22 protein-coding genes are annotated in these 21,788 nt (G+C 68.5%); 10 read left to right on the top strand and 12 right to left on the bottom strand.

Translation table 11 applies throughout. The annotated features are described in order from the left end of the window. Positions 1 to 371: 371 nt before the first annotated feature. A complete protein-coding gene (locus AL072_RS23275) occupies positions 372 to 1,760 on the top strand; it encodes a replication initiation protein (RefSeq protein ID WP_245636989.1) in 1,389 nt (462 codons plus the stop codon). 32 nt (positions 1,761 to 1,792) lie between these two features. Here AL072_RS23275 and AL072_RS23270 read toward each other — a convergent pair whose 3' ends face one another. From AL072_RS23270 to AL072_RS23260, 3 genes are all read right to left on the bottom strand, one after another. Next, complete coding sequence (locus AL072_RS23270) at positions 1,793 to 2,563, bottom strand: hypothetical protein (RefSeq protein ID WP_045583721.1); 771 nt, start codon at positions 2,561 to 2,563, stop codon at positions 1,793 to 1,795. 116 nt (positions 2,564 to 2,679) lie between these two features. After that, positions 2,680 to 3,105, bottom strand: coding sequence for a DUF350 domain-containing protein (locus AL072_RS23265; protein ID WP_045583722.1), 426 nt, complete (start codon positions 3,103 to 3,105; stop codon positions 2,680 to 2,682). 31 nt (positions 3,106 to 3,136) lie between these two features. Further along, positions 3,137 to 4,990, bottom strand: coding sequence for a DUF2491 family protein (locus tag AL072_RS23260; protein WP_045583723.1), 1,854 nt, complete (start codon positions 4,988 to 4,990; stop codon positions 3,137 to 3,139). Positions 4,991 to 5,438: 448 nt separating this feature from the next. Between AL072_RS23260 and AL072_RS23255 the strand changes: the two genes are divergently transcribed. Next, entirely contained in the window at positions 5,439 to 5,864 is a 426-nt protein-coding gene (locus tag AL072_RS23255) for an Lrp/AsnC family transcriptional regulator (RefSeq protein ID WP_045583724.1), read from the top strand. Positions 5,865 to 6,007: 143 nt separating this feature from the next. Here AL072_RS23255 and pyk read toward each other — a convergent pair whose 3' ends face one another. Both pyk and AL072_RS23245 read right to left on the bottom strand, forming a co-directional pair. Beyond that, entirely contained in the window at positions 6,008 to 7,432 is a 1,425-nt protein-coding gene (gene pyk, locus AL072_RS23250) for a pyruvate kinase (RefSeq protein ID WP_045583725.1), read from the bottom strand. A gap of 319 nt (positions 7,433 to 7,751) precedes the next feature. Continuing rightward, positions 7,752 to 8,432, bottom strand: a complete 681-nt coding sequence (locus AL072_RS23245; RefSeq protein WP_045583726.1) for a helix-turn-helix domain-containing protein — start codon at positions 8,430 to 8,432, stop codon at positions 7,752 to 7,754. Positions 8,433 to 8,690: 258 nt separating this feature from the next. Between AL072_RS23245 and AL072_RS23240 the strand changes: the two genes are divergently transcribed. After that, positions 8,691 to 9,314, top strand: a complete 624-nt coding sequence (locus AL072_RS23240) for a LysR substrate-binding domain-containing protein (protein ID WP_082109114.1) — start codon at positions 8,691 to 8,693, stop codon at positions 9,312 to 9,314. A 95-nt stretch (positions 9,315 to 9,409) separates the two neighbouring features. Here AL072_RS23240 and AL072_RS23235 read toward each other — a convergent pair whose 3' ends face one another. Continuing rightward, the gene (locus tag AL072_RS23235) at positions 9,410 to 10,042 is read right to left on the bottom strand and encodes a 3'-5' exonuclease (protein ID WP_045583727.1); all 633 of its coding nucleotides are present in this window, start codon (positions 10,040 to 10,042) and stop codon (positions 9,410 to 9,412) included. Between the two features lie 136 nt (positions 10,043 to 10,178). On the opposite strand from AL072_RS23235, the gene AL072_RS23230 reads away from it, so the two are divergent. Then, complete coding sequence (locus AL072_RS23230; protein WP_045583728.1) at positions 10,179 to 10,547, top strand: DUF427 domain-containing protein; 369 nt, start codon at positions 10,179 to 10,181, stop codon at positions 10,545 to 10,547. An 81-nt stretch (positions 10,548 to 10,628) separates the two neighbouring features. Here the strand turns inward: AL072_RS23230 and AL072_RS23225 are convergent, their stop codons facing one another. The 3 genes from AL072_RS23225 to AL072_RS23215 form a co-directional block, all read right to left on the bottom strand. Continuing rightward, positions 10,629 to 11,297: an RES family NAD+ phosphorylase gene (locus tag AL072_RS23225; RefSeq protein ID WP_045583729.1), complete on the bottom strand. Its 669-nt coding sequence runs from the start codon at positions 11,295 to 11,297 to the stop codon at positions 10,629 to 10,631. A 5-nt stretch (positions 11,298 to 11,302) separates the two neighbouring features. After that, entirely contained in the window at positions 11,303 to 11,854 is a 552-nt protein-coding gene (locus AL072_RS23220; RefSeq protein ID WP_082109115.1) for an MbcA/ParS/Xre antitoxin family protein, read from the bottom strand. A gap of 87 nt (positions 11,855 to 11,941) precedes the next feature. Beyond that, positions 11,942 to 12,799, bottom strand: coding sequence for a LysR family transcriptional regulator (locus AL072_RS23215; protein ID WP_045583730.1), 858 nt, complete (start codon positions 12,797 to 12,799; stop codon positions 11,942 to 11,944). A gap of 100 nt (positions 12,800 to 12,899) precedes the next feature. Between AL072_RS23215 and gstA the strand changes: the two genes are divergently transcribed. Then, a complete protein-coding gene (gene gstA, locus AL072_RS23210) occupies positions 12,900 to 13,517 on the top strand; it encodes a glutathione transferase GstA (RefSeq protein ID WP_045583731.1) in 618 nt (205 codons plus the stop codon). 59 nt (positions 13,518 to 13,576) lie between these two features. Here gstA and AL072_RS23205 read toward each other — a convergent pair whose 3' ends face one another. From AL072_RS23205 to AL072_RS23200, 3 genes are all read right to left on the bottom strand, one after another. Further along, the gene (locus AL072_RS23205) at positions 13,577 to 14,299 is read right to left on the bottom strand and encodes a 2OG-Fe dioxygenase family protein (protein ID WP_045583732.1); all 723 of its coding nucleotides are present in this window, start codon (positions 14,297 to 14,299) and stop codon (positions 13,577 to 13,579) included. Further along, positions 14,296 to 14,472 carry an ester cyclase gene (locus tag AL072_RS33705; RefSeq protein WP_082109116.1) on the bottom strand — a complete coding sequence of 59 codons (177 nt, stop codon included), beginning with the start codon at positions 14,470 to 14,472 and terminating at the stop codon, positions 14,296 to 14,298. The genes AL072_RS23205 and AL072_RS33705 overlap by 4 nt, the downstream gene beginning before the upstream one ends. Before the next feature lie 114 nt (positions 14,473 to 14,586). After that, positions 14,587 to 15,513 carry a MurR/RpiR family transcriptional regulator gene (locus tag AL072_RS23200; protein WP_045583733.1) on the bottom strand — a complete coding sequence of 309 codons (927 nt, stop codon included), beginning with the start codon at positions 15,511 to 15,513 and terminating at the stop codon, positions 14,587 to 14,589. A gap of 210 nt (positions 15,514 to 15,723) precedes the next feature. Between AL072_RS23200 and AL072_RS23195 the strand changes: the two genes are divergently transcribed. From AL072_RS23195 to AL072_RS23175, 5 genes are all read left to right on the top strand, one after another. Further along, complete coding sequence (locus AL072_RS23195) at positions 15,724 to 16,527, top strand: transporter substrate-binding domain-containing protein (RefSeq protein WP_045583734.1); 804 nt, start codon at positions 15,724 to 15,726, stop codon at positions 16,525 to 16,527. 214 nt (positions 16,528 to 16,741) lie between these two features. Then, positions 16,742 to 17,416, top strand: a complete 675-nt coding sequence (locus AL072_RS23190) for an amino acid ABC transporter permease (RefSeq protein ID WP_045583735.1) — start codon at positions 16,742 to 16,744, stop codon at positions 17,414 to 17,416. Continuing rightward, complete coding sequence (locus AL072_RS23185; protein WP_045583736.1) at positions 17,409 to 18,059, top strand: amino acid ABC transporter permease; 651 nt, start codon at positions 17,409 to 17,411, stop codon at positions 18,057 to 18,059. The genes AL072_RS23190 and AL072_RS23185 overlap by 8 nt, the downstream gene beginning before the upstream one ends. Next, the gene (locus AL072_RS23180) at positions 18,046 to 18,807 is read left to right on the top strand and encodes an amino acid ABC transporter ATP-binding protein (protein WP_045583737.1); all 762 of its coding nucleotides are present in this window, start codon (positions 18,046 to 18,048) and stop codon (positions 18,805 to 18,807) included. Before AL072_RS23185 ends, AL072_RS23180 begins: the two co-directional genes overlap by 14 nt. 581 nt (positions 18,808 to 19,388) lie before the next feature. After that, positions 19,389 to 21,767, top strand: a complete 2,379-nt coding sequence (locus AL072_RS23175) for a cellulase family glycosylhydrolase (RefSeq protein ID WP_045583738.1) — start codon at positions 19,389 to 19,391, stop codon at positions 21,765 to 21,767. Positions 21,768 to 21,788 lie beyond the last annotated feature (21 nt).

Raw genomic sequence — 21,788 nt, 5'->3', positions numbered from 1 at the left:
GAAGCCGTCGACGGGACTCGAGTCGGACCGATTCGTCCTATGTAAGGACGCGCAGAGGCTGAGGAAGGGTGGATTCTCACCGCGAAACCCGTTGCGGATCCGGCACTTGGCTGGTGTCGGCGACTCCCTTTCCCTTTTAAGAGGATTCGTCGGTCCGAAAAGCCAAGAGAGTCCGCGAGTCGCATCGAATCTTCCTTACAGCATGGGGGAAACGGCCTTACCGGGTGGGGGCGAGTCGCACACGCCCCGGGGTGTAAGGGTTTTTCCCCCAGGATGTAAGGATGAACAGGAATTTGCGGCGCGACCCTTTCCTTACTTGTTTTTCTGGTAAGGATTGATTTAGCCTCCCTCGATTTCGGCGGAGGATGGCGATGGCGGTTGTGGGGCGCAGGAAGGCGCGTGGCGCGGTGGCGGAGGAGTCCGTCCCGTCGGACGCGGCTGCGCCCTTGCAGGCGGAAGCAGCGAAGACTGGTTCGGGTCTGGTTGTGCTGGGGCCGGAGGATCTGGCCGGCGGTGCGGTCATCGACGGCGACGGTGCTGCCGCCAGCCTGCCGGCCGTCGGGCCGGAAACCAGCGCTCCGGTCGCCGGCCTGACCGCCCGCGTCGCCAGCGCGACCTTCGAGCGGGACGGCTACAAGCACCTGATCAAGGCGGCGGAGGCCGTCTACAGCTATCCGGCCAACGGCACGCGGCTGTCGCTGCCGGCGCAGAAGATGCTGAACTTCATGATCCATCTCGCCGGCAGCCAGAATTTCGCCAACAAGCTCTACCGCCTGCCCAAGCGGGTGGTGCGCGGCAATCACAAGGGCAATGAGCGCATCTTCGATGCGCTGAAGGAAATCTTCGATTCCAGTTTGGTGGTCATCGGTCCCTTCCGCGGCCGGCGGTCGCGTGCCGAACTGCGCATCCTGTCCAGCTATGTCCGGCCGGAGGAGGAGGAGGACAGCGACGCCGCCGACATCCATTTCCAGTTCACCGACGCCTTCCTGGAAATCCAGCGCTCGTCCCAGCTGTGGGCCAAGCTGTCGGGGCCGGCGATGGTCAAGGTCACCAGCACCTATGCGCTGAAGCTCTACGAGATCGGCATGCAGCGCTACCAGATGGACTATCCGTCGCTGGAGCTGGACATCGACACGCTGCGCAAGCTGATGAACGTGCCGGAGGGCGCCTACAAGGATTTCGGCATCCTGCGCACCCGCACCATCGACCGCGCCATCTCCGAGGTGAACCAGCTCGCGCCCTTCCGGGTCAGCATGCCGGAAGACAAGATGAAGCGGAAAGGCCGCAAGATCGAGGCGGTGACCCTCGACTTCAACGCCAAGGACGAGGAGGAGGCGGCCGAAACCTATCTGGAGCGCGAACGCCACAGCGCCGGCCGCCGCGCACGCCGTATCGGCAAGGTCGACACCGTCGCCCCGGCCGATCCGGTGGAGGCCGGCCTCGCCGATCTCGGCCCGCTGCCCGATGCCGACGACGTCACCGCGCTGTGGGCCGCCGTCCTGCACGCCCTGAAGGGCAAGGTTCCCGCCCCGCTGCTGGCCGAGCTGGAGCCGGACCGGGTCGAGGAGGCGCCCCAGGGCGGCCGTCGGCTCGTGCTGAAGGCCAGGAATCCGGCGGTTGCCGACACCGCCCGCATGAACCACTGGCCGAGCCTGAAGTCCGCGCTGTCGTCGCTGACCGGCGGGATGATCGAGGACGTGACCTTCGAAGTGCCGGCCCGCAAGGGGAAGGCCGCCAAGGCGACCTCCCCCGGGACGTAAGGATCGGCTCATCCTCCCCCGAGCGGTAAGGGTCAGCCCTGCTTGGACTTCAGCGCCGCCAGACGGTCGGACAGGCTGGTGGCCGCCGGCTTGCCGGAGGCCGCGGCGAGCGCGGCGGCGATGTTGGGATCCTCCTTTTCCGGAGAGGACGGGTGCAGCAGCTTGGCCTTGGCCTTGGCGGCCTCGGCGGCGGCCAGATCCTTGGCCGCGGTGTCCTGCATCGCCTTGAGGGCGACGGTCAGGCCGCTGGTGGCTCCGGCGAGGCCGGCGGCCTGGCGGGCGGCCTCGGCCTGGCGCTCGGCCATGGCGCGCTGCTGGTCGGCGCGGCCCATGTCGCGCTCGGCGCGGGTCAGCTCGGCGCGGGCGGCCTTCAGCTTGGCGCCGGCATCGGCGTAGTTCTTCTCCAGCATCTCCAGGAACTCTCGCGCTTCGACGGCGTCCTGGACCTCGCGCTCGATCTCGGGAGCCATCTCCTCCAGCATGGCGACGACGGTCTCCAGGCTCTTTTCCAGGCCGGCCTTGCGGGACGGGTCGGTCTCGCCGTCGATCTGGCGCTGGAGATGCTCGGCCGCGGCCATGCGCTGGCCCGACAGCGCCTTGATCGCGTCGGCCTCGCGCTGCTCGCGGTCATGGATGGCGCGGGCTTCCGCCACCTGCCGGCCCAGACCGTCGAGATGCTGTTCCATGGTGCGCAACTCGGCCTCCGTCGCCGACTTCGGATCCCAGCGGACCAGCGCCTCCATGGCGCCCTGGACGGCCTGGTCGGTCTTGACACCCATAAGGTTGCGGATGAAGGCAAGCATGGCTGATTCCTGTCGAAGGAGGGTTGTTGGAGGCGCCCCGGAAGGCGCCCCGGAAGCACAGATGGGGAGGCGCCGCGGCGCTGACCAGCCCCCCATCCTTACCGCTTGGGGGCCGATTATCCGGCCAGGGCGGCGGCGTTGATCAGCGCGACGCCGAGTTGCACCCCGACCAGGGTGGCGGCGGAGGCGACGTTGCCGGATTCGATCTGGCCGCGCAGGTCGCGGATCAGCAGCGCCGCGACGGCGAAGGCGACCAGCTGGAGGATCAGCGCCACCACGCCCCACAGCAGGATGTCCAGCACATAGGCGCTGGTCGCCAGCGTCGCCGCCAGCGGGATGGCGAGCGCGACGATGGAGCCGCCCAGCGTCAGGCCGCCGGCGGCGTTGCCGCGCGCGACCAGATCGCGTTCGTGGAAGGGGGTGATGCGGGTGTAGATGGCGACGCCGACCGCCAGCAGCGCCAGCGTGACGGCGAGCTGGACCAGCAGCACCGGAAGCCCGGTGCCGAGCGCGGTGAGGATGGAACCGAAGGTGCTTTCCATGGGGCCGGCACTCTTGTCGTGAGGGGTTGGATCAGGACAGCGAGAGGGAGGCGGGATTGACGTCGATGCCGGCCGAGATCTCGACCGAGGCGCGGCCGGACCGCTCCACCGCCTCCACCAGGATATATTCGGTGGCCGGGGCCGGATCCGCCGCGCCGGTGGGAGCGCCGTAGAGCATGGCCTGGCTGGTCACCGTCTCGGTGCCGCGCAGGGTCTGGCGCGCCTCGCTGAGGGTGAAGGGCTGGATCCGGCCGGTGCCCGGCTGCCAGACGCGGGGATAGAGCTTGCCGTCCCTGGTCTGGAATTCCGGCCAGCCGATCATCCCCTCGGCATCGTCCAGCCAGAAGCCCCACTCGTCCTCGTCGGCCGGGGTCACGCTGTCGATCGGGGTGAAGTAGCGGCATTCGTCCGGCTGGCCGTCGGGGCCGAGATGGATCTGGAAGAAGCCGCCGGGGGTTCCGGAAGCCGCTCCGGGGCCGGCCGGCAGATGCAGCCGGTAGACGGTGGCCGGGCCGGAGGTGACGGTGCCGACCGCCTCGATCGACACCAGCCGGTCGCTGCCGGTGTCCGGCGCCTTGACCTTGGTGGCGCCCTCCGCCAGCAGGAAGGGGGCGGGGTCGATGGTGACCGCCATGCCCAGCCGGAACAGCGACGGGCTGTAGCCCTTGCCGCCGAGCTTCTGGTTGACGTAGTTGCCGAGCGTTCCGAACAGGGGCACGTCCGATCCTCCCTTTGAAACTGGACCCGATTTGGCGGCGGGCGCATCCATCCGGCGCCGCGCCCGCCACAGCAGGAACAGCACCGCGACGCCCAGCAGCAGGATGCCCCACCACCAGAATCCGCCGAGGCCGGATCCGCCGGAGCCTGACGCCTGCGCCGCGTTCGCGCTGTCGACGGAGCTGGCCGAGCCGGCAGCCCCGGTGCGGGCCAGATCCGCCGGGATGTCGGGCGGCAGCCGCCCGGCCTCGCGCGGGGTGCCGGCCTGGGCGGCCACCGACTGGTCGAGCTGGTCCAGCTTCGCGCGCAGATCGGCGTTGTCGCTGGCCAGCCGGTCGGCCTCCTGCCGCCATTGGCGATAGCCGGGGTCGTCGGCATTGTCGTGGAAGAAGGAGGCATGGCCCGGCCGGGTCAGCGTGTCGAGCATGAACCACAGGAACAGCCCGTCCCAGATGCCGAAGCGGCGCGGGGTGTTGTAGGCGTAGGACGGCGGGCTCCAGCCATACCGTCCGTAGGGGTTCGCCGGCGTCGGCCGGGTCGAGGGGGTGCGGTAGGATCCGCCGCCCGATCCCCAGTTCCAGCCGGAGTTGCCGGAATTGGCGTTGCCACCGGCGGTGCGGCCCTGGCCGGATGCCGCGGCAGGCGGCGTGCCAGGCTGGGCCGGCGGCGTGCGGTCGGCGTCCTGCCGGTTGCGGTAGCGGTTCAGCGCATCGGCCGAGCCCTGCTGGCTGAAGGCCCGGTCGCCGGCCGAAGCGGGCGGCGCGGCGACCGACGGGGCGCTGTTGCCCGGCCGGGCATAGCCGCCGCTGGAAGTGGAGCCGGAGCTGGACGGGCCGCTGGAGAACCAGCCTCCGCTTGATGAGCCTGTCGAGGGGGTGCGCGGGGCGGAGGGGCGGGCATAGCCGCCGCTGCCGCCGACCGACGGGGTGCGCGACGGCCGGGAATAGCCGCCCGACGACCGCCCCCTGCTGCGCGAGCCGGCGCGGGCTTCGGCCTCGGCCGCGGTGAAGGCGACCGCCGTGGCGGCGGCGACGGCCAGGGACGGCGGCGATATCGGGGCCGTGAGGATGGCGCCGACGGGCGCCGCCAGCGGCTGCACCGCCATCAGAAGGGCGACGGCGGCGGCACGCAGGCGTTGGGGCCACCGGGGGTTCGCGGTCTGCGTCATCCGTCCTCTCGCGTCATCCGGAGCCGGCGCAACCGGCCCTCCCGACGATCCGTTGCCGGGAGCCTAGGCAGGTACGCCACACTTCTCAAGCGCTGAACCGCCCCGGCCCGCGCCGGCCGGTGAAGGGTGCGGCCGTCCGGTGCGGTCGGGGACGGGAGCGTCTGGAACATGGTGGAACAGGATCCGGCGCCCTGTTCACCGGTCCATCCGCCTGCCTGCCGGCGGCGGGAGCCGCTATCGGATCGGCCGGTGTCGGTGCATCGCTGCGGTCGGGACAAGCGACGGTCTCCGTGATCGGGAACGGGCCGCTCCTTCCTATCATGGCGGGGGCGGACGGGTAAGCATCGGGTGAAAATCCCCCAGACCCCTTGTCCGCGGCCGGGGGCGGCGGCTATCACAGCGGGACCGGGGCCTTGCCGGGCCCCCTTGCCTTGCATCACGGACCCCCATGGACGACCTCGACCGGCGCCTGATCGATCTGCTGACGGTGAATGCGCGCACCAGCACGGCGGCGCTCGGGCGGGCGCTGGGGCTGTCGCGCTCCACCGTGCAGGACCGCATCGCCCGGCTGGAGCGGCTGGGGGTGATCGCCGGCTATACGGTGAGGCTGGGCGATCCGGCGCCGCGGCGCGGCGTGTCGGCGCTGGTGATGATCAGCGTCAACGCCAAGCTGGCCGACCGCGCCGTCCATGCGCTGCGCAGGATGCCGGAGGTGATCCGCCTGCACAGCATCAGCGGCCAGTACGACCTGTGCGCCACCGTCGGAACCGAGACGCATGACGCGATGGATGCGGCGCTCGACGCCATCGGCCGCCTGCCGGGGGTGGAGCGGACGATGTCGTCGATCGTGCTGTCGACCAAGATGGAACGATAGGCAGGATGGAGCGGCAGCCGGGCCGCCGCTCCGTCCTAGATCGGATCGCGTAAAATCGGCATCGATTTGAAGCGTGAATCCGATCGCCAGACATAAGGCTAGAGTTTCGTGCGTTTCATATCAAACGCACGAAACTCTAGCCGTCAGGGCTTGGCGTCCATCTGGATGACGCGCAGGTTGTTGGTGGTGCCGGCCTGGGCGAAGGGGATGCCGGCGACGACGACCATGGTGCCGGTCGCCCCGGCGAACCCCTCGGCGCGGGCGGTGGCGATGGCGCGGTCGACCATCTCCTCGTAGGTGCGGATGTCGTCGGACAGAATGCTGTGGGCGCCCCACAGCAGGCAGAGCCGGCGCGAAACCGCGGTGTCGGGGGTGATCGCCAGGATCGGCACCTCCGGCCGCTTGCGGGCGATGCGCGCCGCGGTGGTGCCGCTGGAGGTGAAGGCGACGATGGCCGAGGAATGGATGGTCTGGGCCAGGTCGGCGGCGGCGGCGGCCACCGCGTGCGGCGGGCTCTGCTCCTCGCCCGGCTGGGTCGCCTGGACCAGCGAGTGATAGAGCTTGTGCTGCTCGGTCGAGCGGATGATGCGGTCCATCATCGTCACCGCTTCCACCGGATATTGGCCGGAGGCGGATTCGGCCGACAGCATCACCGCGTCGGCGCCGTCATAGATGGCGGTCGCGACGTCCGACGCCTCGGCCCGCGTCGGGGTCGGGGCGGAGACCATCGAATCGAGCATCTGGGTGGCGACGATCACCGGCTTCACCGCCAGCCGGCAGGCCCGCACCAGCTCCTTCTGGCGGCCGGGCACGTCCTCGTGCGGGATTTCGACGCCGAGATCGCCGCGCGCCACCATCACCGCGTCGGACAGGCGGATGATGTCGTCGATGCGGTCGAGCGCCTGCGGCTTCTCGATCTTCGCCATGATGCCGGCGCGGTCGCCGATCAGGCCGCGGCCCTCGATGATGTCGCCCGGCTTCTGCACGAAGGACATGGCGACCCAGTCGACGCCCAGCTCCAGCCCGAAGGCGAGGTCGGCGCGGTCCTTGGCCGTCAGCGGCGACAGGTCGAGCACGGTGCCCGGCAGGTTGACGCCCTTGCGGTTGGAGATGGTGCCGCCGACGACGACCTTCGCCTCCATCCAGTCGTCGCCCAGCTCGACGACCTCGACGCGCACCCGGCCGTCGTCGATCAGCAGATGATGGCCCGGCAGGATGGCGGCGAAGATTTCCGGATGCGGCAGCGGGATGGAGCGCTTGTCGCCCTCGGTGCCGGTCAGGACGAAGCGGATCGCCTCGCCGGTGGCGACCTGGATCTTGCCGTCGCGGATGGTGCCGACGCGGATCTTCGGCCCCTGGAGATCCTGCAGGATGCCGATGGGACGGCCGACCTCGGCCTCCAGCTCGCGGATGGCGCGGTGGACCTTGGCGTGGTCGTCGTGGGTGCCGTGGCTGAAGTTCAGCCGGAAGGTGTCGACACCGGCCAGGAACAGGGTCTTCAGCATCTCGGGAGTGTTGCTGGCCGGTCCGACGGTGGCGACGATCTTGGCGCGGCGATGACGGCGCATATGGTTCCGGCCGGGGGGCCGTCCTCTGTTGGCTTGGCCGTCCGGTGGGCCGGCAGGGCGGCGGCCACCATGGCAGGACGGCGCGGGTGACTGGTCAGCAGCGGAACGGCTGGGGGCAGGCGCCCGTCCGGGCGGCCCGTCGACCGTTCGCATGCCCGAACAAGGTGTCGCCATCGCGCCCGGAATGCAAGGCGGCTCGCGGACCGGCGGCTGGATCGGCGGCTGGAACGGCGTGAAACAGTCCCCGGCCCGGTGTTCCATCCCGCCGCCTGCCCTGCCTCTGCCCTCCCTCTGCCCTGCCCGCTCGCTCGTCGCCCGCCTACAGGCGCCGGGAGAAGGCGCCCGAGCCGCGACGGCTCACCGGGCCGGGCGCGAGGTTGGGAAACGCATCCTCCGGGGTGAGGGTCCAGGGATAGACGCCCTTCGGGCCGTCCGCTTCCGGCCGGGCAAGGATGGCGGCGACGATGGCGGGATGGGGCGGCGTGCGCTCGCGCAGCAGGCCGGGGCCGTCGTCGTCGAGTTCGGGTACGGCGGCCCGGGCGGCCCCGGCGGCTGGGGCGGGTTCGGGCTGCCGGGACGGTCGCAGGCCGGGACCGGCGACGGCGTCGAGGCCGGCGAACAGGCCGAGCCGCTCGGCCAGCCAGCGCACCGTCGCCGGATCGCCGGCCGCGACCAGCCGCTCGATCTGCTCGGCCACCAGGGCACGCAGCGAGGACAGGCGCAGCTCGGCCTCGCGGTTCAGCGCCTCGCGCTCCCACCACACGCGGACGCGGAAATCCTTCGAGCCGTAATAGGCCCGCCACAGGGTGGTGCGGCTGCATCCCATGGCGCGGGCGACCTGGAGGAAGGAATTCCCGCGCGCCAGCATGCCGGCGGCCATGATCCATTGTTCCTCATGGAACTGCGAGCCGGGGACCAGCGAGCCAGCGGCCGGAACCGGCGGCTCCTCCGCCCAGCTGGGGAGGCGGTCGTCTTTGAGGGTGCTGGCGTCGATCGGCATGGCGGGGCTCCGCAAGTGAGAGGGCTTGCGGGGGAGTTTATGGGAATTATTTCCCTTTTGGGAATTTTTGTGCAAAGGCGGCCGACGCCGTCCCGTCCGGGATCTTTACGCGATCCGATCTGACCGAAAGCAGCCATCGCGGTGGAAATCCCGCCTCTTGCCTTCTGCCTTTCCAACGGGCGGATGGGCATCGGACTCCATGCGGCAAGCCGGACCGCAGCCTGTCCTATGACGTGACGTCGATGACGATTTTACCGAATGGTCCCCGGTCCAGATGGTCGAACGCGGCAGGAAGGTCGGCGAGCGAATAGCGCGAATCGACTGGCGCGGTTCCGATCCGCCTATCCGGAGGTCCGCCTGGATCTCGTGATCGACAACGACATCACGGATGTGGTTGCGCAGGGCTTCGATGCCGGTGTCCGCATCGGCGGCCAGATCAGTCGCGATATGGTCGCGGTTCGCATCACTCCCGATCTTCGAATGGCGGTTGTCGGCGCCCCCGCATATTTCGCCGACCGGCGGCGGCCTGAAGTCCCGGCCGACCTGAAGGACCACATGTGCCTTACCTACAAATGGAAGAATACGGGAGCTCTGTATCCATGGCGGTTTTCCGACGCCGATGCTGTGATCGACGTCGATGTCGGGAACGTGCTTACCGTCAATGACACGGATCTGTTGCTGGCAGCCGCATGCGAGGGGCTTGGGTTGGCCTACCTGATCGAAGATTTGGTGCTACCGTCCATCGAGAACGGAAAGCTTCTGCGGGTGCTCGACCCGTGGTGCAAGGTCTTCCCAGGCTTCCATCTCTACTATTCGGAGCGGACGCACATGCCCGCTTCGGTGAGAGCCTTCATCGACCTCATGAAGATTGCGGGTTGCTGATCAAGCGCAGCTGACAGTCGGGATATCCGTCGGCCAGGGCTTTTGATGGTGACCCATCAAAAGCCGCAGGATATCCGAATGCCCGGCGCCGTGCCTCACTCATACACGGCGTCGCGCGGGCCGGTATCTCCCAACGCCATTTTGACGAAGGCGTCGGCCGTCAGGTCGGCGTCGAGCAGCGCGCCATGGTGGGCGAAGCGATCACTCCGGTCGAGCCACAGCCGATCGCACAGCGCATCGAGCGAGCCGGAAGCGCCGGGGAAGGCCGCGTGCGACATCTCCTTGGTGCAGATGAACCGGCCGGCCGAGAAGGTGTCGGCCCCCCATGCGGCGCGTCCGCAGCGCGCGAACTCGTAGTTCAGGAAGTCCATCTCGTTCTCATAGGCATGCGCGACCAGAAGATCCTCGCCCAGGAAGGCGAGAAGCGCATCGGCCACCTCGGGAAAGCGGGGCGCCGCCTTCAGGTCGGCGGGCTTGATGCCATGCACCTTGATGGCGTCGGGATGGAGAGGGGCGTCGGGGTTGACACGGGACTCCCAGGTGCGCGCCTTCCTCCAGGTCTCGCCCTCACGGATGATCTCAAGACACCCGAGCTCGATGATGATGCCGGGCTGACGCAGGCCCTTGGGCGCCTTACGGATGTCCTGGAGGCTCGGCAGGCGCCGTCCGGTCGTCTCGATGTCGATCGCGACCAGCCGGTCACGGCCTTCCCATGGCTGCATGTTCATTGAGATCCAATCTTTCATCGGTGGAGCCGCCTGTGGCACGGATATGACACAAGGACAAGGCTCCGTCACCCCGCCCAGAGTAGCATGGCGGTAGCGCCATGACCGACGCGACCGCTGGTGAGCAAGGAGCATCGCCGTGAAAATCCCCGGCCCCGGGCATCCCATCACGATCATCCCCAACCCGAATCGGATCCGTGTCGTCTTCGCCGGGCGGGTCGTCGCCGAAACCGCAAGCGCCCTGACGCTGGCGGAGGCGAAGTTGCCCGCGGTCCACTATATTCCCCGCGCGGATGCCGACATGACGGCCTTCGAGCGCACGGCGCACACGACGCATTGCCCTTACAAGGGCGATGCCACTTACTACAGCCTGCGTGTGGGTGATCGCATCGCGATCAATGCTGTCTGGACCTACGAGACTCCCTATCCCGCCGTGGCCGCCATCCGCGAATATTTGGCGTTTTATCCGGAACGCGTCGATTGCATCGAAGAGCACGCGGCCACATAGCGGCAGCCGGCGGAAGGCTCCGCATGCGGTGTGGTTCCCATCGCAATGCCGGCTTCGTCGGCTCTTGGTGCAAAGCAGACCTCAAAGAGCCTTGCGCCGCGCGACCACGGCACCCGCGACCGGTGCGGTGATCTCGTAGTGATCGGCCTGGGTCACCTCCAGGATCAGGCGCGGCCGGTAGGCGACGGCGTTGACGCCGCCGCGGTGGCGCAGGCTGTCATAGGCGATGCCGGCGGCCTGCCCCGCCCGGCGCACCTCCTCGCCGAAGGACTGGGAGGCGCGGTAGTCGCCCATCGCATAGAGGTCGGGCCGCGCCGCGCCCTGGCCGCGGAGGTCGAGGAAACCGCCGTCGAGACGCGCGTTGTAGAGGCGGTAGGTCAGCCGCATCTCGGGGAGCCGGCGGTACACGGCCTCGCGGCGAAGGTGATGGGCGACCTCGGCGATGGCGGTCTTTAGCGCCCACGCTCCGTACCAGGCGCCGAGCTCGCCGCTGTTGAAGCGCCCGCCGGCGGGGGCGGCGTGCAGGAAGGCGGCCATCACCACCGAGGCGTTCGGCACGCCGTAGACCCACTGGTCGCGGGGAAGCCGGGCGACGCGCTCGCGGACCAGCCGGTCGTTGGTCCAGCCCTCCAGCTCCATGACGGCCTCCAGATCCTCCGGCCGCGTCACGCCGTCGAAGGCCGGGATCGGCGGGAAACGCGACGGGATCAGGCGGTGCGTCGGCTGCGGAATGGCGATGGTGGTGGTCACGGGGCTCACAGGATCACGATGTCGTCGTCGCCGTAGGGAGGGCTCGCCTCGTCCATCGGACCAGGCGGGCCGAAGACGCCCCCCCGCGCGGCGTCGAGGTAGCGGCGCACCAGCATGGGACCGTCCATCGTGCCGTTGACGACCAGCGCCATCGGCGGCTGGCCGCCGAAGGACGGCCCGTCATGCGGGCCGGTCAGCCAGTCCAGGGCCGCCGGCTCCGAGCCGAACAGGATCATCAGCGCCTTGTGGATGCCGAGCACGGCGGAGATGCGCAACAGCACGTCGACCGGCAAGGTCAGATCCTGGCCGTCGCGCGCCTTGGCGATCCAGCCGAAATAGGTCGAGCGGCCGGGCGAGCCCAGCACCAGCAGGCGCTCGGCCTCCGTCCAGCCCCAGCGGTCGGCGATGGCCAGGAAGGTCCGCAGCCCCGGCGCGCCGAGATGCCGCCGCCTTGCCGGGGCGAAGCGGTCGGGCAGCAGGAGGGACGGTTCCGCGGCGGTCGGGCCGGAAGCCGGGCCGGCGATGCGGCGGCCACGGGCGCGCAGGGGAGCGGGCATGGCGGAACCTCCTCTTGTCCATAGTCGGATCATGTGGTCCGGATATGGACAACGTCAAGCCCGGCAGCGGGTTCGGCGTGAGCCGGTTCATCCCCTTGCGAGGTCGATCAGCAGGCTGGAGGCACGGGTCGTCGCGCGGGCGGGCGACGATTTCAGCCCGAAGCGCCGGACGAGCGGCGGATCGAGCGTGACGATGCCAAGGCCCCTCCGCTTTTCCGGCAGCGTCGATTCCGGCACGATGCCGACCCCGGCGCCCTCCCGCACCAGGGCGATGGCGCTGGCCCAGTCGCGGACCTCCACCCGTATGTCCGGCAAGGACAGGCCGGCGGCCTCGGCGAGCGTGCGCGCATGGACATGACAGCCGCCCGTCGCAAGCACGAAGGGTTCGGCGGCAAGCGCCGCAAGCGAGAGCGTGCGGCGTCCGGCGAGGGGATGGCCCGCCGGCAGCACGCCGACCCAGGCGTCCTGGCCGATCAGGATCGCATCGCCGTCGGCGGGCGGGTTCAGAACCACGCCGAGATCGACGGTCCCGGCCTCCAGCCAGGCCATGACCTCCCGGTCGTCGGTTTCCAGCGCCACCACCTCGATGCCGGGGTGGCGGGAGCGGAAGCGGCGCAGGAGGGGCGGCAGGACCGTCGCGAACACGCTGGGAAAGGCGGCGATGCGGATCGCGCCGCTTTCCTCGCCCATCGCGTCCGCCGCCTCCCGCCGGATCGCGTCCAGATGCGCGACGGCGGCCCGCGCATGGACCAGCGCCCGGTCGCCGAAGGCCGTCAGCTCGACGCCGTGCCGCCGCCGCACCAGCAGCTTGACGCCAAGCGACTCCTCCAGCGCCGCAAGCGCCTGGCTCATGCCGGATTGGGTGACGCCGACCGCCTCGGCGGCGGCGGTGACGCTGCCGGCTTCGGCGACGGCGATCAGGCTGCGGAGCTGTGTCAGGTTCATAGTAGGAAAACTTATACCATGTTTCTTTGGCAGTGATTTTCCTTCTTCCCGGCGATCCGCCATTCTCCGCCGCGACACCCAGAGCGGCGGAGAGTCCCCGATGAAGCTGTATTTCGCACCCGGCACCTGTTCATTCTCGCCCCACATCGTCCTGCAGGAGCTGGGATTGTCCTACGAGCTGGTGCGGGTGGACAACTGCAGCAAGCGCATGTCGGACGGCGGGGATTTCCTGGCGGTCAATCCCAAGGGCTATGTCGCGGCCCTGCGGCTCGACACCGGCGAGGTGCTGACGGAAGGCCCGGCACTGGTCCAGTATCTCGCCGACCTGAGGCCGGAGGCAGGGCTGGCGCCGCCGAACGGCACGCTGGAGCGGGTGCGCCTGCAGGAATGGCTCAACGTCATCGCCAGCGAGATCCATGCGGGTTCGGCCCCGCTGTTCAACAAGTCCCTGCCGGACGCCGTGCGGCAGCTGTTCGAGAGCCGGCTGTTCACGCGCTTCGGCTGGATCGAGGCGAGGCTGGAGAGGACGCCGTACCTGATGGGCGACGGCTTCACGGTGGCGGACGCCTATCTGTTCACCGTGCTTGGCTGGATGCCGGGGTTCGGCATCGACCTCGCCCGCTGGCCCGCCGTCGCCGCCCATGTCCGGGCGATCGCGGCGCGGCCGTCCGTGGCCGCGGCGCTGGCCCGGGAAGCCGGGAGCCCGGCGGTGGCATGAGGGCGGTCCGGCATGACGGCGGGAGCGCGCTCAATTTCTGAACCATAAGCCGCGCGCCGTCACGCACGCCGCATCGTCACGACCAGCACGTCGCGGAAAGCCGGATGCGCCGGATCGACGGGGTCGACCGGCGTCACGCCGTGAAACACCCGGGCGTCGTCCACGACCGCCGATTCCAGCGGATGACGCAGGGTGAAGCTGCCCAGCGGCCGGCCGGCGAGATCATGGATGCTCGTCGTGCCGCTGGAGACGTTCTCGCGCCGGACCAGCATGACCAGGACCCAGTCGACGCCGTCGCGATGCATCCCTTCCGGGGTGGGCCGTCCGGTCTCGCCGGCGCTGGCTTCGATCCGGAACTGGTGGACTTCCGTGTGCCAGACCTCCGGCCTCGTGCCGGCGGGGGTGAGCGGATCGAACAGGGCGAAACAGGTTTTCAGGACCGCCTCCAGGGCGGGGTGGGTTCCGGTCGCCTCCGTGATCGGCTCGAACCAGCGTTCGAGGCCGCCGTTCAGCGGGTTGTAGTCCCGGCTCTGGTAATGGGGCTGGTGCGGCTTGCGCCGGATGCCCCCGGCGGACAGCGCGAAGGCGGCATGGCGCCGGCGGCGGTAGCGTCCGCCGTCCGCCATGTAGCTGTCCAGGCCCAGATCGTTCCAGCTGGCGCTGAACCCCTCCCAATCCCGCAAGCCGGCCGCGTCGAGCAGGGCCTGCATGGGGACGGCCTCGACGAAGGAGAAGCCGTCCGCCGCCACCGCGTCGCCGACCTTGCGCAGAATCGTCGTCATGTCGCCTGTCCGCTCCCAAAAGCGATACCGTTTTCCTGACTCTGCGATGCGACGGCCGCCTTGTCGATGACCGACCAGACGACCCCGATGCGATCGTCACGAAACCCGGAGAAGACATTCTCGGCGAACCGCCCCCGCTTGCCGTTGACCGGGATGCCGAACAGGCGCCCCATCCCCGTGTATACGGCTCATCGGGGCGGAAATACTCCTTGCCGCCATTCTCCTGGCGGCCGTGGACCCGGCGCACCCACGCCATCGACCTGCTGCCGATCCTGGATCACGGTATCTCACAGCTCCCCAAGCTGGTCGTGCAGATCCTCGATGGCGCGGATGCGGGCGCGGCCGGCCTCGCCGGTCAGCGGGATCAGCTCGGCGGCGAGCGCGTGGATCACCGCCATCGCCGCGACATGGGTGTCGAGCGCGGCGAGGCTGCGCGTCTCGCAGCGGAAGGTCAGCGGCGGCGCCGGGCCTTCCAATGCCGAGTGGCTGTCGGCGATCAGCAGGGTCGGAATGCCGCGCTCCCGCACCGCATGCAGCAGCCGGACGATGGCCGGCGGGCGGCGGCGGATGCCGACCAGCACCAGCAGGTCGCCGGGGCCGAGGTCGGCCAGCGTCTCCGCCATCGTCTCGCCGACCGCCGCCAGCTGATGGACTTCGCCGCGCACCTGGATGAACTGCCAGCGGGCATAGCCGGCCAGGAAGGCGCTGTTGCGCGCGCCGCAGACCCAGATCCGCCGGGCGTCGGCAAGCGCCCGCGCCGCCTGGGCCAGCAGCGCCGGGTCGGTCTGGCGCGCGGTGGCGGCAAGCGCCTCCGCACTGCGCTGGAAATGGGCCTCCAGCGGCGGCAGGGCTGCTGCCGGCGGCATGCCGCCTTCGGCAGACGGAGGACCGCCGGGAGGCAGCAGGAACAAAGGCGAGCCCCAGTCGCCACCGTGCCGGGCGGCAAGACGCGCCTCCTCGAAGCCGGCATAGCCGAGCCGGCGGACCAGCCGCGACACCGTCATCTTCGACACCCCGGCCCGGCCCGCCAGCTCGGTCGCCGAATAGCCCGACAGCTCGCCCGGACAGGCCAGGATGACGTCGGCAAGCTGCCGCTCCATCCGGCTGAGGTCGCCGTAGCGGTCGCGGATGCGCGCGGTCAGGGACGGATCCGCCGGGTCGGCGGCGGCGGATGCGGCAGAGGATGTGGCGGATGATCTGATTGCCTGTTTCATGGGCGGTTCGCCTCGCAATGCCGGCATTTGCGCAAAATCGGTGCAGCTTGGTCCTGGCCGTTTTTATGTTACATCTGTAACGGATGCTGCTCATGTTGGGATAAACGTAACATTTCCGCCCTTTGGCGCACAGCCGGATTCGTATGACCGAAGTGGCACGCCGTTTGAAGTGGAGAGATCCATCGTCCTTCGGTTTGGAGATCAGGTGCCATGCGGTTTGCTAAGATTCTCGGTGTTCTCGGCCTTGCCTCGGCGGTCCTGGCGGGGGGCCTGTCCGCCACCGTCCCCACGGCGGCGAAGGCCGACGCGCTGGAGCGCATCGCCAAGGAGAAGGTGCTGCGCGTCGCCGTTCCGCAGGACTTCCCGCCCTTCGGCTCGGTCGGCACCGATTTGAAGCCGGTCGGCTATGACATCGACACCGCCGCGCTGATCGCCAAGGAAATGGGCGCCAAGGTCGAGCTGGTGCCGGTCAGCAGCACCAACCGCATCCCCTACCTGACCACCGGCAAGGTCGATCTGGTCATCTCCAGCCTGGGCAAGAACGCCGAGCGCGAGAAGGTCATCGATTTCACCACCGCCTACGCCCCCTTCTTCAACGGCGTCTTCGGCCCCGACGACATCAAGGCCGAGAAGGTCGAGGATCTGGAGGGCAAGTCCGTCGGCGTCACCCGCGGCTCGGTCGAGGACATCGAGCTGTCGAAGATCGTGTCGGACAAGGTGACCGTCCGCCGCTATGAGGACAACAACGGCACCATCTCCGCCTTCCTGTCGGGGCAGGTGCAGCTGGTCGCGACCGGCAACGTGGTCGCCGCCGCCATCTTCGAGCGCAACCCGCCGCGCCAGCCGATCATGAAGTTCCTGATCAAGAACTCGCCCTGCTTCGTCGGCCTCAACAAGAACGAGGGGCCGCTGCTGGAAAAGGTCAACGCCATCATCGCCAAGGCGAAGACCGACGGCTCGCTGGACGCCATCGCCAAGAAGTGGTTGCACGCGCCGCTGCCCAAGGATCTGTGACGAAAATTTGCCCTCTCCCGAGAATCCCCCTCTCCTCCCCGGGGAGAGGGCCGGGGTGAGGGGGAGGCACCGGGTCGAGTCAGGGGGGAACGGACAGCGCGCTATGCTTGAAGATCCTCGCCATGCATCCCCCTCACCCTAACCCTCTCCCCGGGGGGGAGAGGGGATTATTCCGGTATCGCGGGAGGGGGCACACCACCGACGGACATCGCCCATGGCCTATAGTTTCGATTTCTCGTCCCTGTTGGACTATACGCCCGTGCTGGTGAACGGGGTGGCGACCACGGTCGTACTCACCGCCGTCAGCACGGTGCTGGGCGTCGCGCTCGGCATCGGCGGGGCGGCGGCGCGGACGTCCACGGTGAAGCCGCTGGCGCTGGTCGTCGGCGCCTATGTCGAGCTGATCCGCAACACCCCCTTCCTGGTGCAGCTGTTCTTCATCTTCTTCGGGCTGCCGTCGCTCGGCATCCGGCTGGCCGAATGGCAGGCGGCGGTGCTGGCGATGGTGATCAATCTCGGCGCCTATTCGACCGAGATCATCCGCGCCGGCATCGAGGCGACGCCCAAGGGCCAGATCGAGGCCGGGGCCAGCCTGGGCATGACCGGGCCGCAGATCTTCCGCTACGTCGTGCTGGGCCCGGCGCTGGGCAAGATCTGGCCGGCGCTGACCAGCCAGGTGGTGATCGTCATGCTGGGCTCGTCGGTCTGCTCGCAGATCGCGGCGGAGGAGCTGAGCTTCGCCGCCAACTTCATCCAGTCCCGCAACTTCCGGCCCTTCGAGGTCTATTTCCTGGCGACCGCGCTGTATCTGCTGCTGGCGGTGGCCCTGCGTTGGATCCTGAGCCGGCTCGGCGAGCGGATGTTCGCCAAGGGGGTGTCGCGTGCTTGAGTTCACCCTGTGGGACATCCTGTCCAACCTGCTGCTGGCGGCGCGCTGGACGGTGCTGCTGTCGGCGATCGCCTTCGTCTCGGGCGGGATCGCCGGGCTGCTGCTGCTGGTCGCCCGCGTGTCGCCGCTGCCGCCGCTGCGCGTCGCAGCCAAGCTGTTCATCGAGCTGTTCCAGGGCACCCCGCTCTTGATGCAGCTGTTCATCGTCTTCTTCGCCTTGCCGCTGATCGGCATCGAGACCTCGGCCTGGACCTCGGCCGCGGTCGCGCTGACCCTGTTCACCGCCGCCTATCTCGCCGAGATCTGGCGCGGCTGCGTCGAGGCGGTGCCGAAGGGCCAGTGGGAGGCCTCGGCCAGCCTCGCGATGAATTTCGGCGAGCAGATGCGCCACGTCATCCTGCCCCAGGCCCTGCGCATCGCCGTGCCGCCGACCGTCGGATTCTCGGTCCAGGTGGTGAAGGGGACCGCGGTGACGTCGATCATCGGCTTCGTCGAGGTGACCAAGGCGGGCACCATGATCACCAACGCCACCTTCCAGCCCTTCCTGGTCTACGGGCTGGTCGGGCTGATCTATTTCGCCCTGTGCTACCCGCTGTCGCTGTCGGCCAAGGCGCTGGAAAGGAAACTCAATGTCGCCCGCTAAGAAGCCTGCCGGCAGGCCCCTGGTGAAGCTGTCCGGCATCCGCAAGTCCTTCGGCCCGGTCGAGGTGCTGAAGGGCGTCGACATGACGGTCGGGGAGGGACAGGTCGTCGCCATGATCGGCCGCAGCGGCTCGGGCAAGAGCACGCTGCTGCGCAGCATCAACGGGCTGGAGCGCATCGACGGCGGCGTCATCGAGGTGGACGGCGAATGCGTCGACCCCGGCCAGATCGACCTGCGGGCGCTGCGGCTGAAGGTCGGCATGGTGTTCCAGCAGTTCAACCTGTTCCCCCACCTGACCGCCGGCGAGAATGTCATGCTGGCGCTGAAGGTGGTGAAGAAGCAGGACAAGGCCGCCACCCGCGCCGCGGCGGAAGCGGCGCTGGCCAAGGTCGGGCTGGGCAACAAGTTCGACGCCTACCCCTCGCAGCTGTCGGGCGGCCAGCAGCAGCGCGTCGCCATCGCGCGGTCGCTGGCGATGGCGCCCAAGGTGCTGTTGTGCGACGAGATCACCTCGGCCCTCGATCCCGAGCTGGTCGCCGAGGTGCTGTCGGTCGTCCGCAAGCTGGCCGAGGAGGGCATGACGCTGATCCTGGTGACGCACGAGATGCGCTTCGCCCGCGAGGTCTGCGACAGCCTGGTCTTCATGCATGGCGGCCGCATCATCGAGCAGGGGCCGCCGGCCGCGCTGTTCGACCGGCCGGGCACGCCGGAGCTGGCGCAGTTCATCGGCATGGTGGAGGCGCGCTGAGGCCGGGACGGGGCGGGCGTCCCCGCCCCGCCTCCCGGGTTTCTGCTGGCCGTATAGTAGGAATATAATCTGTAAAGAATGGCGTCTCATCGGGGGCTGGAGAGCAAGGGGCAATCGCCGGTCTTAACGTTTTTGCGGGCGCATATGGGGAAATTCCGCCCAATCATCCCCCTTTCGGCGTAACACCGATCGATGAACATGTGCCCGGTTTTGGCCCGGAAATTTCAAATATCTCTGGCATGAATCCGTCGCTTTCAGCGGTATTTTGGAAACTATCTGCCGATGACATGGGGTGTACATTAAGAATAACCCTTTTGATATTTTCATGGTTTTCTTTTATATGGATAGTAGAGGCAAGTGAAGATTGTTTCGTTCATTGAAAGACTGGACAGAGTTCGGCGAATCCTGTGACCAAGATGGGATATAGTGTCTCGTCCCGATCCACGCCCCTTGACGGACCCTGTGATCCGCCGCGCCAAATTTGCCACAAGCTTCGGGAAAAGCCAGCCGGATTTGGAAAGGTTTCATTAACCATTGGAACCCCAGCATGGCTTCAACGAAACGAAATTAGGATCAAAGTCATGAGCACGACCACCATGTCGAGCAGGATCGTCGTCAACGCCTACGGCCAGTCCCAGGACGGCGTCGCGCCGAATTTCAAGCTGCTGGTGGATGGGCAGGAGATCGGGACGGCCGATGCGGACAGCGCCACCTCGAAGGCCTACGGCTTCACCGCCGACCTCGCGGCGAACACGGCGCACAGGATCCAGGTCGTCTTCGACAATGACACGGTGAACAGCGCCAACCGCGATCTCTATGTCCAGTCGATCGAGGTGAACGGCCACAGGCTGGTGCCGACCGACGCCATCTATGAACGCCATGACGATGCCGCCCCGGCGCCGACCCAGGCCGGGCAGGAAGGCATGTGGTGGGACGGTGCGCTGACCTTCGGCACACCGGCCGACTATTACGCCGTGGCCACCACTCCCGCCGCCGCGCCGGCCGCGCCCGCCGCTCCGGCCGCCGGGACCGCGCAGAACGTCATCACCGTGAACGCCGCCGCCAACGCGGCCGGCGGCGAGGGCGCGCACTTCACCGTCCTGGTCGACGGCAAGCAGATCGGCGAAGGCACCGCCACCAGCACCGACGCCAAGGATTTCAGCTTCGCCACCAGCCTGACCCAGGGCGCCGCCCATTCGGTGCAGGTGAAGTACGACAACGACGCCATCGTCGACGGCGCCGACCGCAACCTCTATGTCCACAGCGTCGCCGTCGACGGCAAGAGCGTGGCGGCGACCGACGCCGCCATGTCGGTCCACCGCGACGACACCGGCACCGACATCGGCGCGACCACCGATCTCTACTGGAACGCCACGCTGACCGCCAGGCTGGATGCCGGCCATTTCGATGCCTCGACCGGCAACAGCGGCGGCGGCACGCCCGACACCCCCGCCGACACCCCCGCCGGCGGCACGCCGGACAATGCCGGCAGCGGCACCAGCGGCGGCTCCACCGGCGGCAGCACCCCGGCCGTCACCGTCGGCAACATCACCGTGTCCGATCCCGGCATGGTCCAGAGCAGCGGCTCGATCAACGGCTTCCTGCACACCGAAGGGAACCAGATCGTCGACGAGAGCGGCAACAATGTCCGGCTGACCGGCGTGAACTGGTTCGGCGGCGAGGGCTACAACTATGTGCCCTCCGGCCTGTGGGCCGACAGCTACCAGAACCATGTCGACAGCATGAAGGAGCTGGGCTTCAACGTCATCCGCCTGACCTGGTCGGACGACATGTTCGAGAGCGACGCCGTCACCAACGGCATCGACTATTCCAAGAATCCGGACCTGAAGGGGCTGACCCGGCTGGAGGTCTACGACAAGGTCATCGACTATGCCGGCAAGACCGGGATGAAGGTGATCCTCGACCACCACCGCAACGACGGCGGCGCCGGCACCAACGAGCACGGGCTGTGGTACACCGACAAGAACCCGGAATCGACGGTGATCGACCATTGGCAGACGCTGGCCAAGCGCTATGCCGGCAACGACGCGGTGATCGGCGCCGACCTGCACAACGAGCCGAGCGTCAGCGCCACCTGGGGCGACGGCAACCAGGCCACCGACTGGGCCGCGGCGGCCGAGCGCATCGGCAACGCCATCCAGTCGGTCAACAAGGACTGGCTGATGCTGGTCGAGGGCACGGAGTGGAGCAGCACGCTGGCCGGCGTGAAGGACAACCCGGTCGAGTTCGACGTGCCCAACAAGCTGGTCTATTCGCCGCACGCCTACGGCCAGAGCGTCTTCGACTTCTCCTGGCTGCAGGACGCGAACTTCCCGAACAACCTGCCGGCCCAGTACGACAGCATGTGGGGCTACATCTACAAGAACAACATCGCCCCCGTCCTGCTGGGCGAGTTCGGCGGCCACATGACCAGCAGCGCCGAACAGAGCTGGGGCAACGCGCTGATCAAGTACATGAACGGCGACTGGAACCTGGACGGCACCAGCGACATCGCCGCCGGCCAGCAGGGCATGAGCTGGACCTATTGGGCCTGGACGCCGGAATCGGGTGACGTCGGCGGCCTGCTGCAGGACGATTACAAGACCGTCGACCCGACCAAGATGAACGTCATCAAGGCCGGTCTGGCCGCCGGCTCCGGCAGTTCCGGCACGGTGGCGGGCAGCGATCAGGCGGTCTTCACCGTCCAGCTGGCGAACGCGGTGACCACCGCCACCACCATCGACTACGCCACCGCGGACGGCACCGCCAAGGCCGGGTCGGACTATGCCGCCGCCAGCGGCAGCCTGACCTTCCAGCCGGGCGAGACGAGCAAGACGGTCAGCGTCCACATCACCGGCGACGGCGCCACCGAAGGCACCGAGACCTTCCTGCTGCACCTGAGCCACGACAACACCCAGATCGGCACCGCCACCGGGACGATCCTCGACCTCGCGGCGTAACGCGCCGCAGTCCGCGCACGA

The organism is Azospirillum thiophilum (assembly GCF_001305595.1).
Lineage (GTDB): Bacteria > Pseudomonadota > Alphaproteobacteria > Azospirillales > Azospirillaceae > Azospirillum > Azospirillum thiophilum.
The sequence above is the reverse complement of the archived record's forward strand: the minus strand, read 5'-3'. Positions and strand labels throughout refer to the sequence as shown.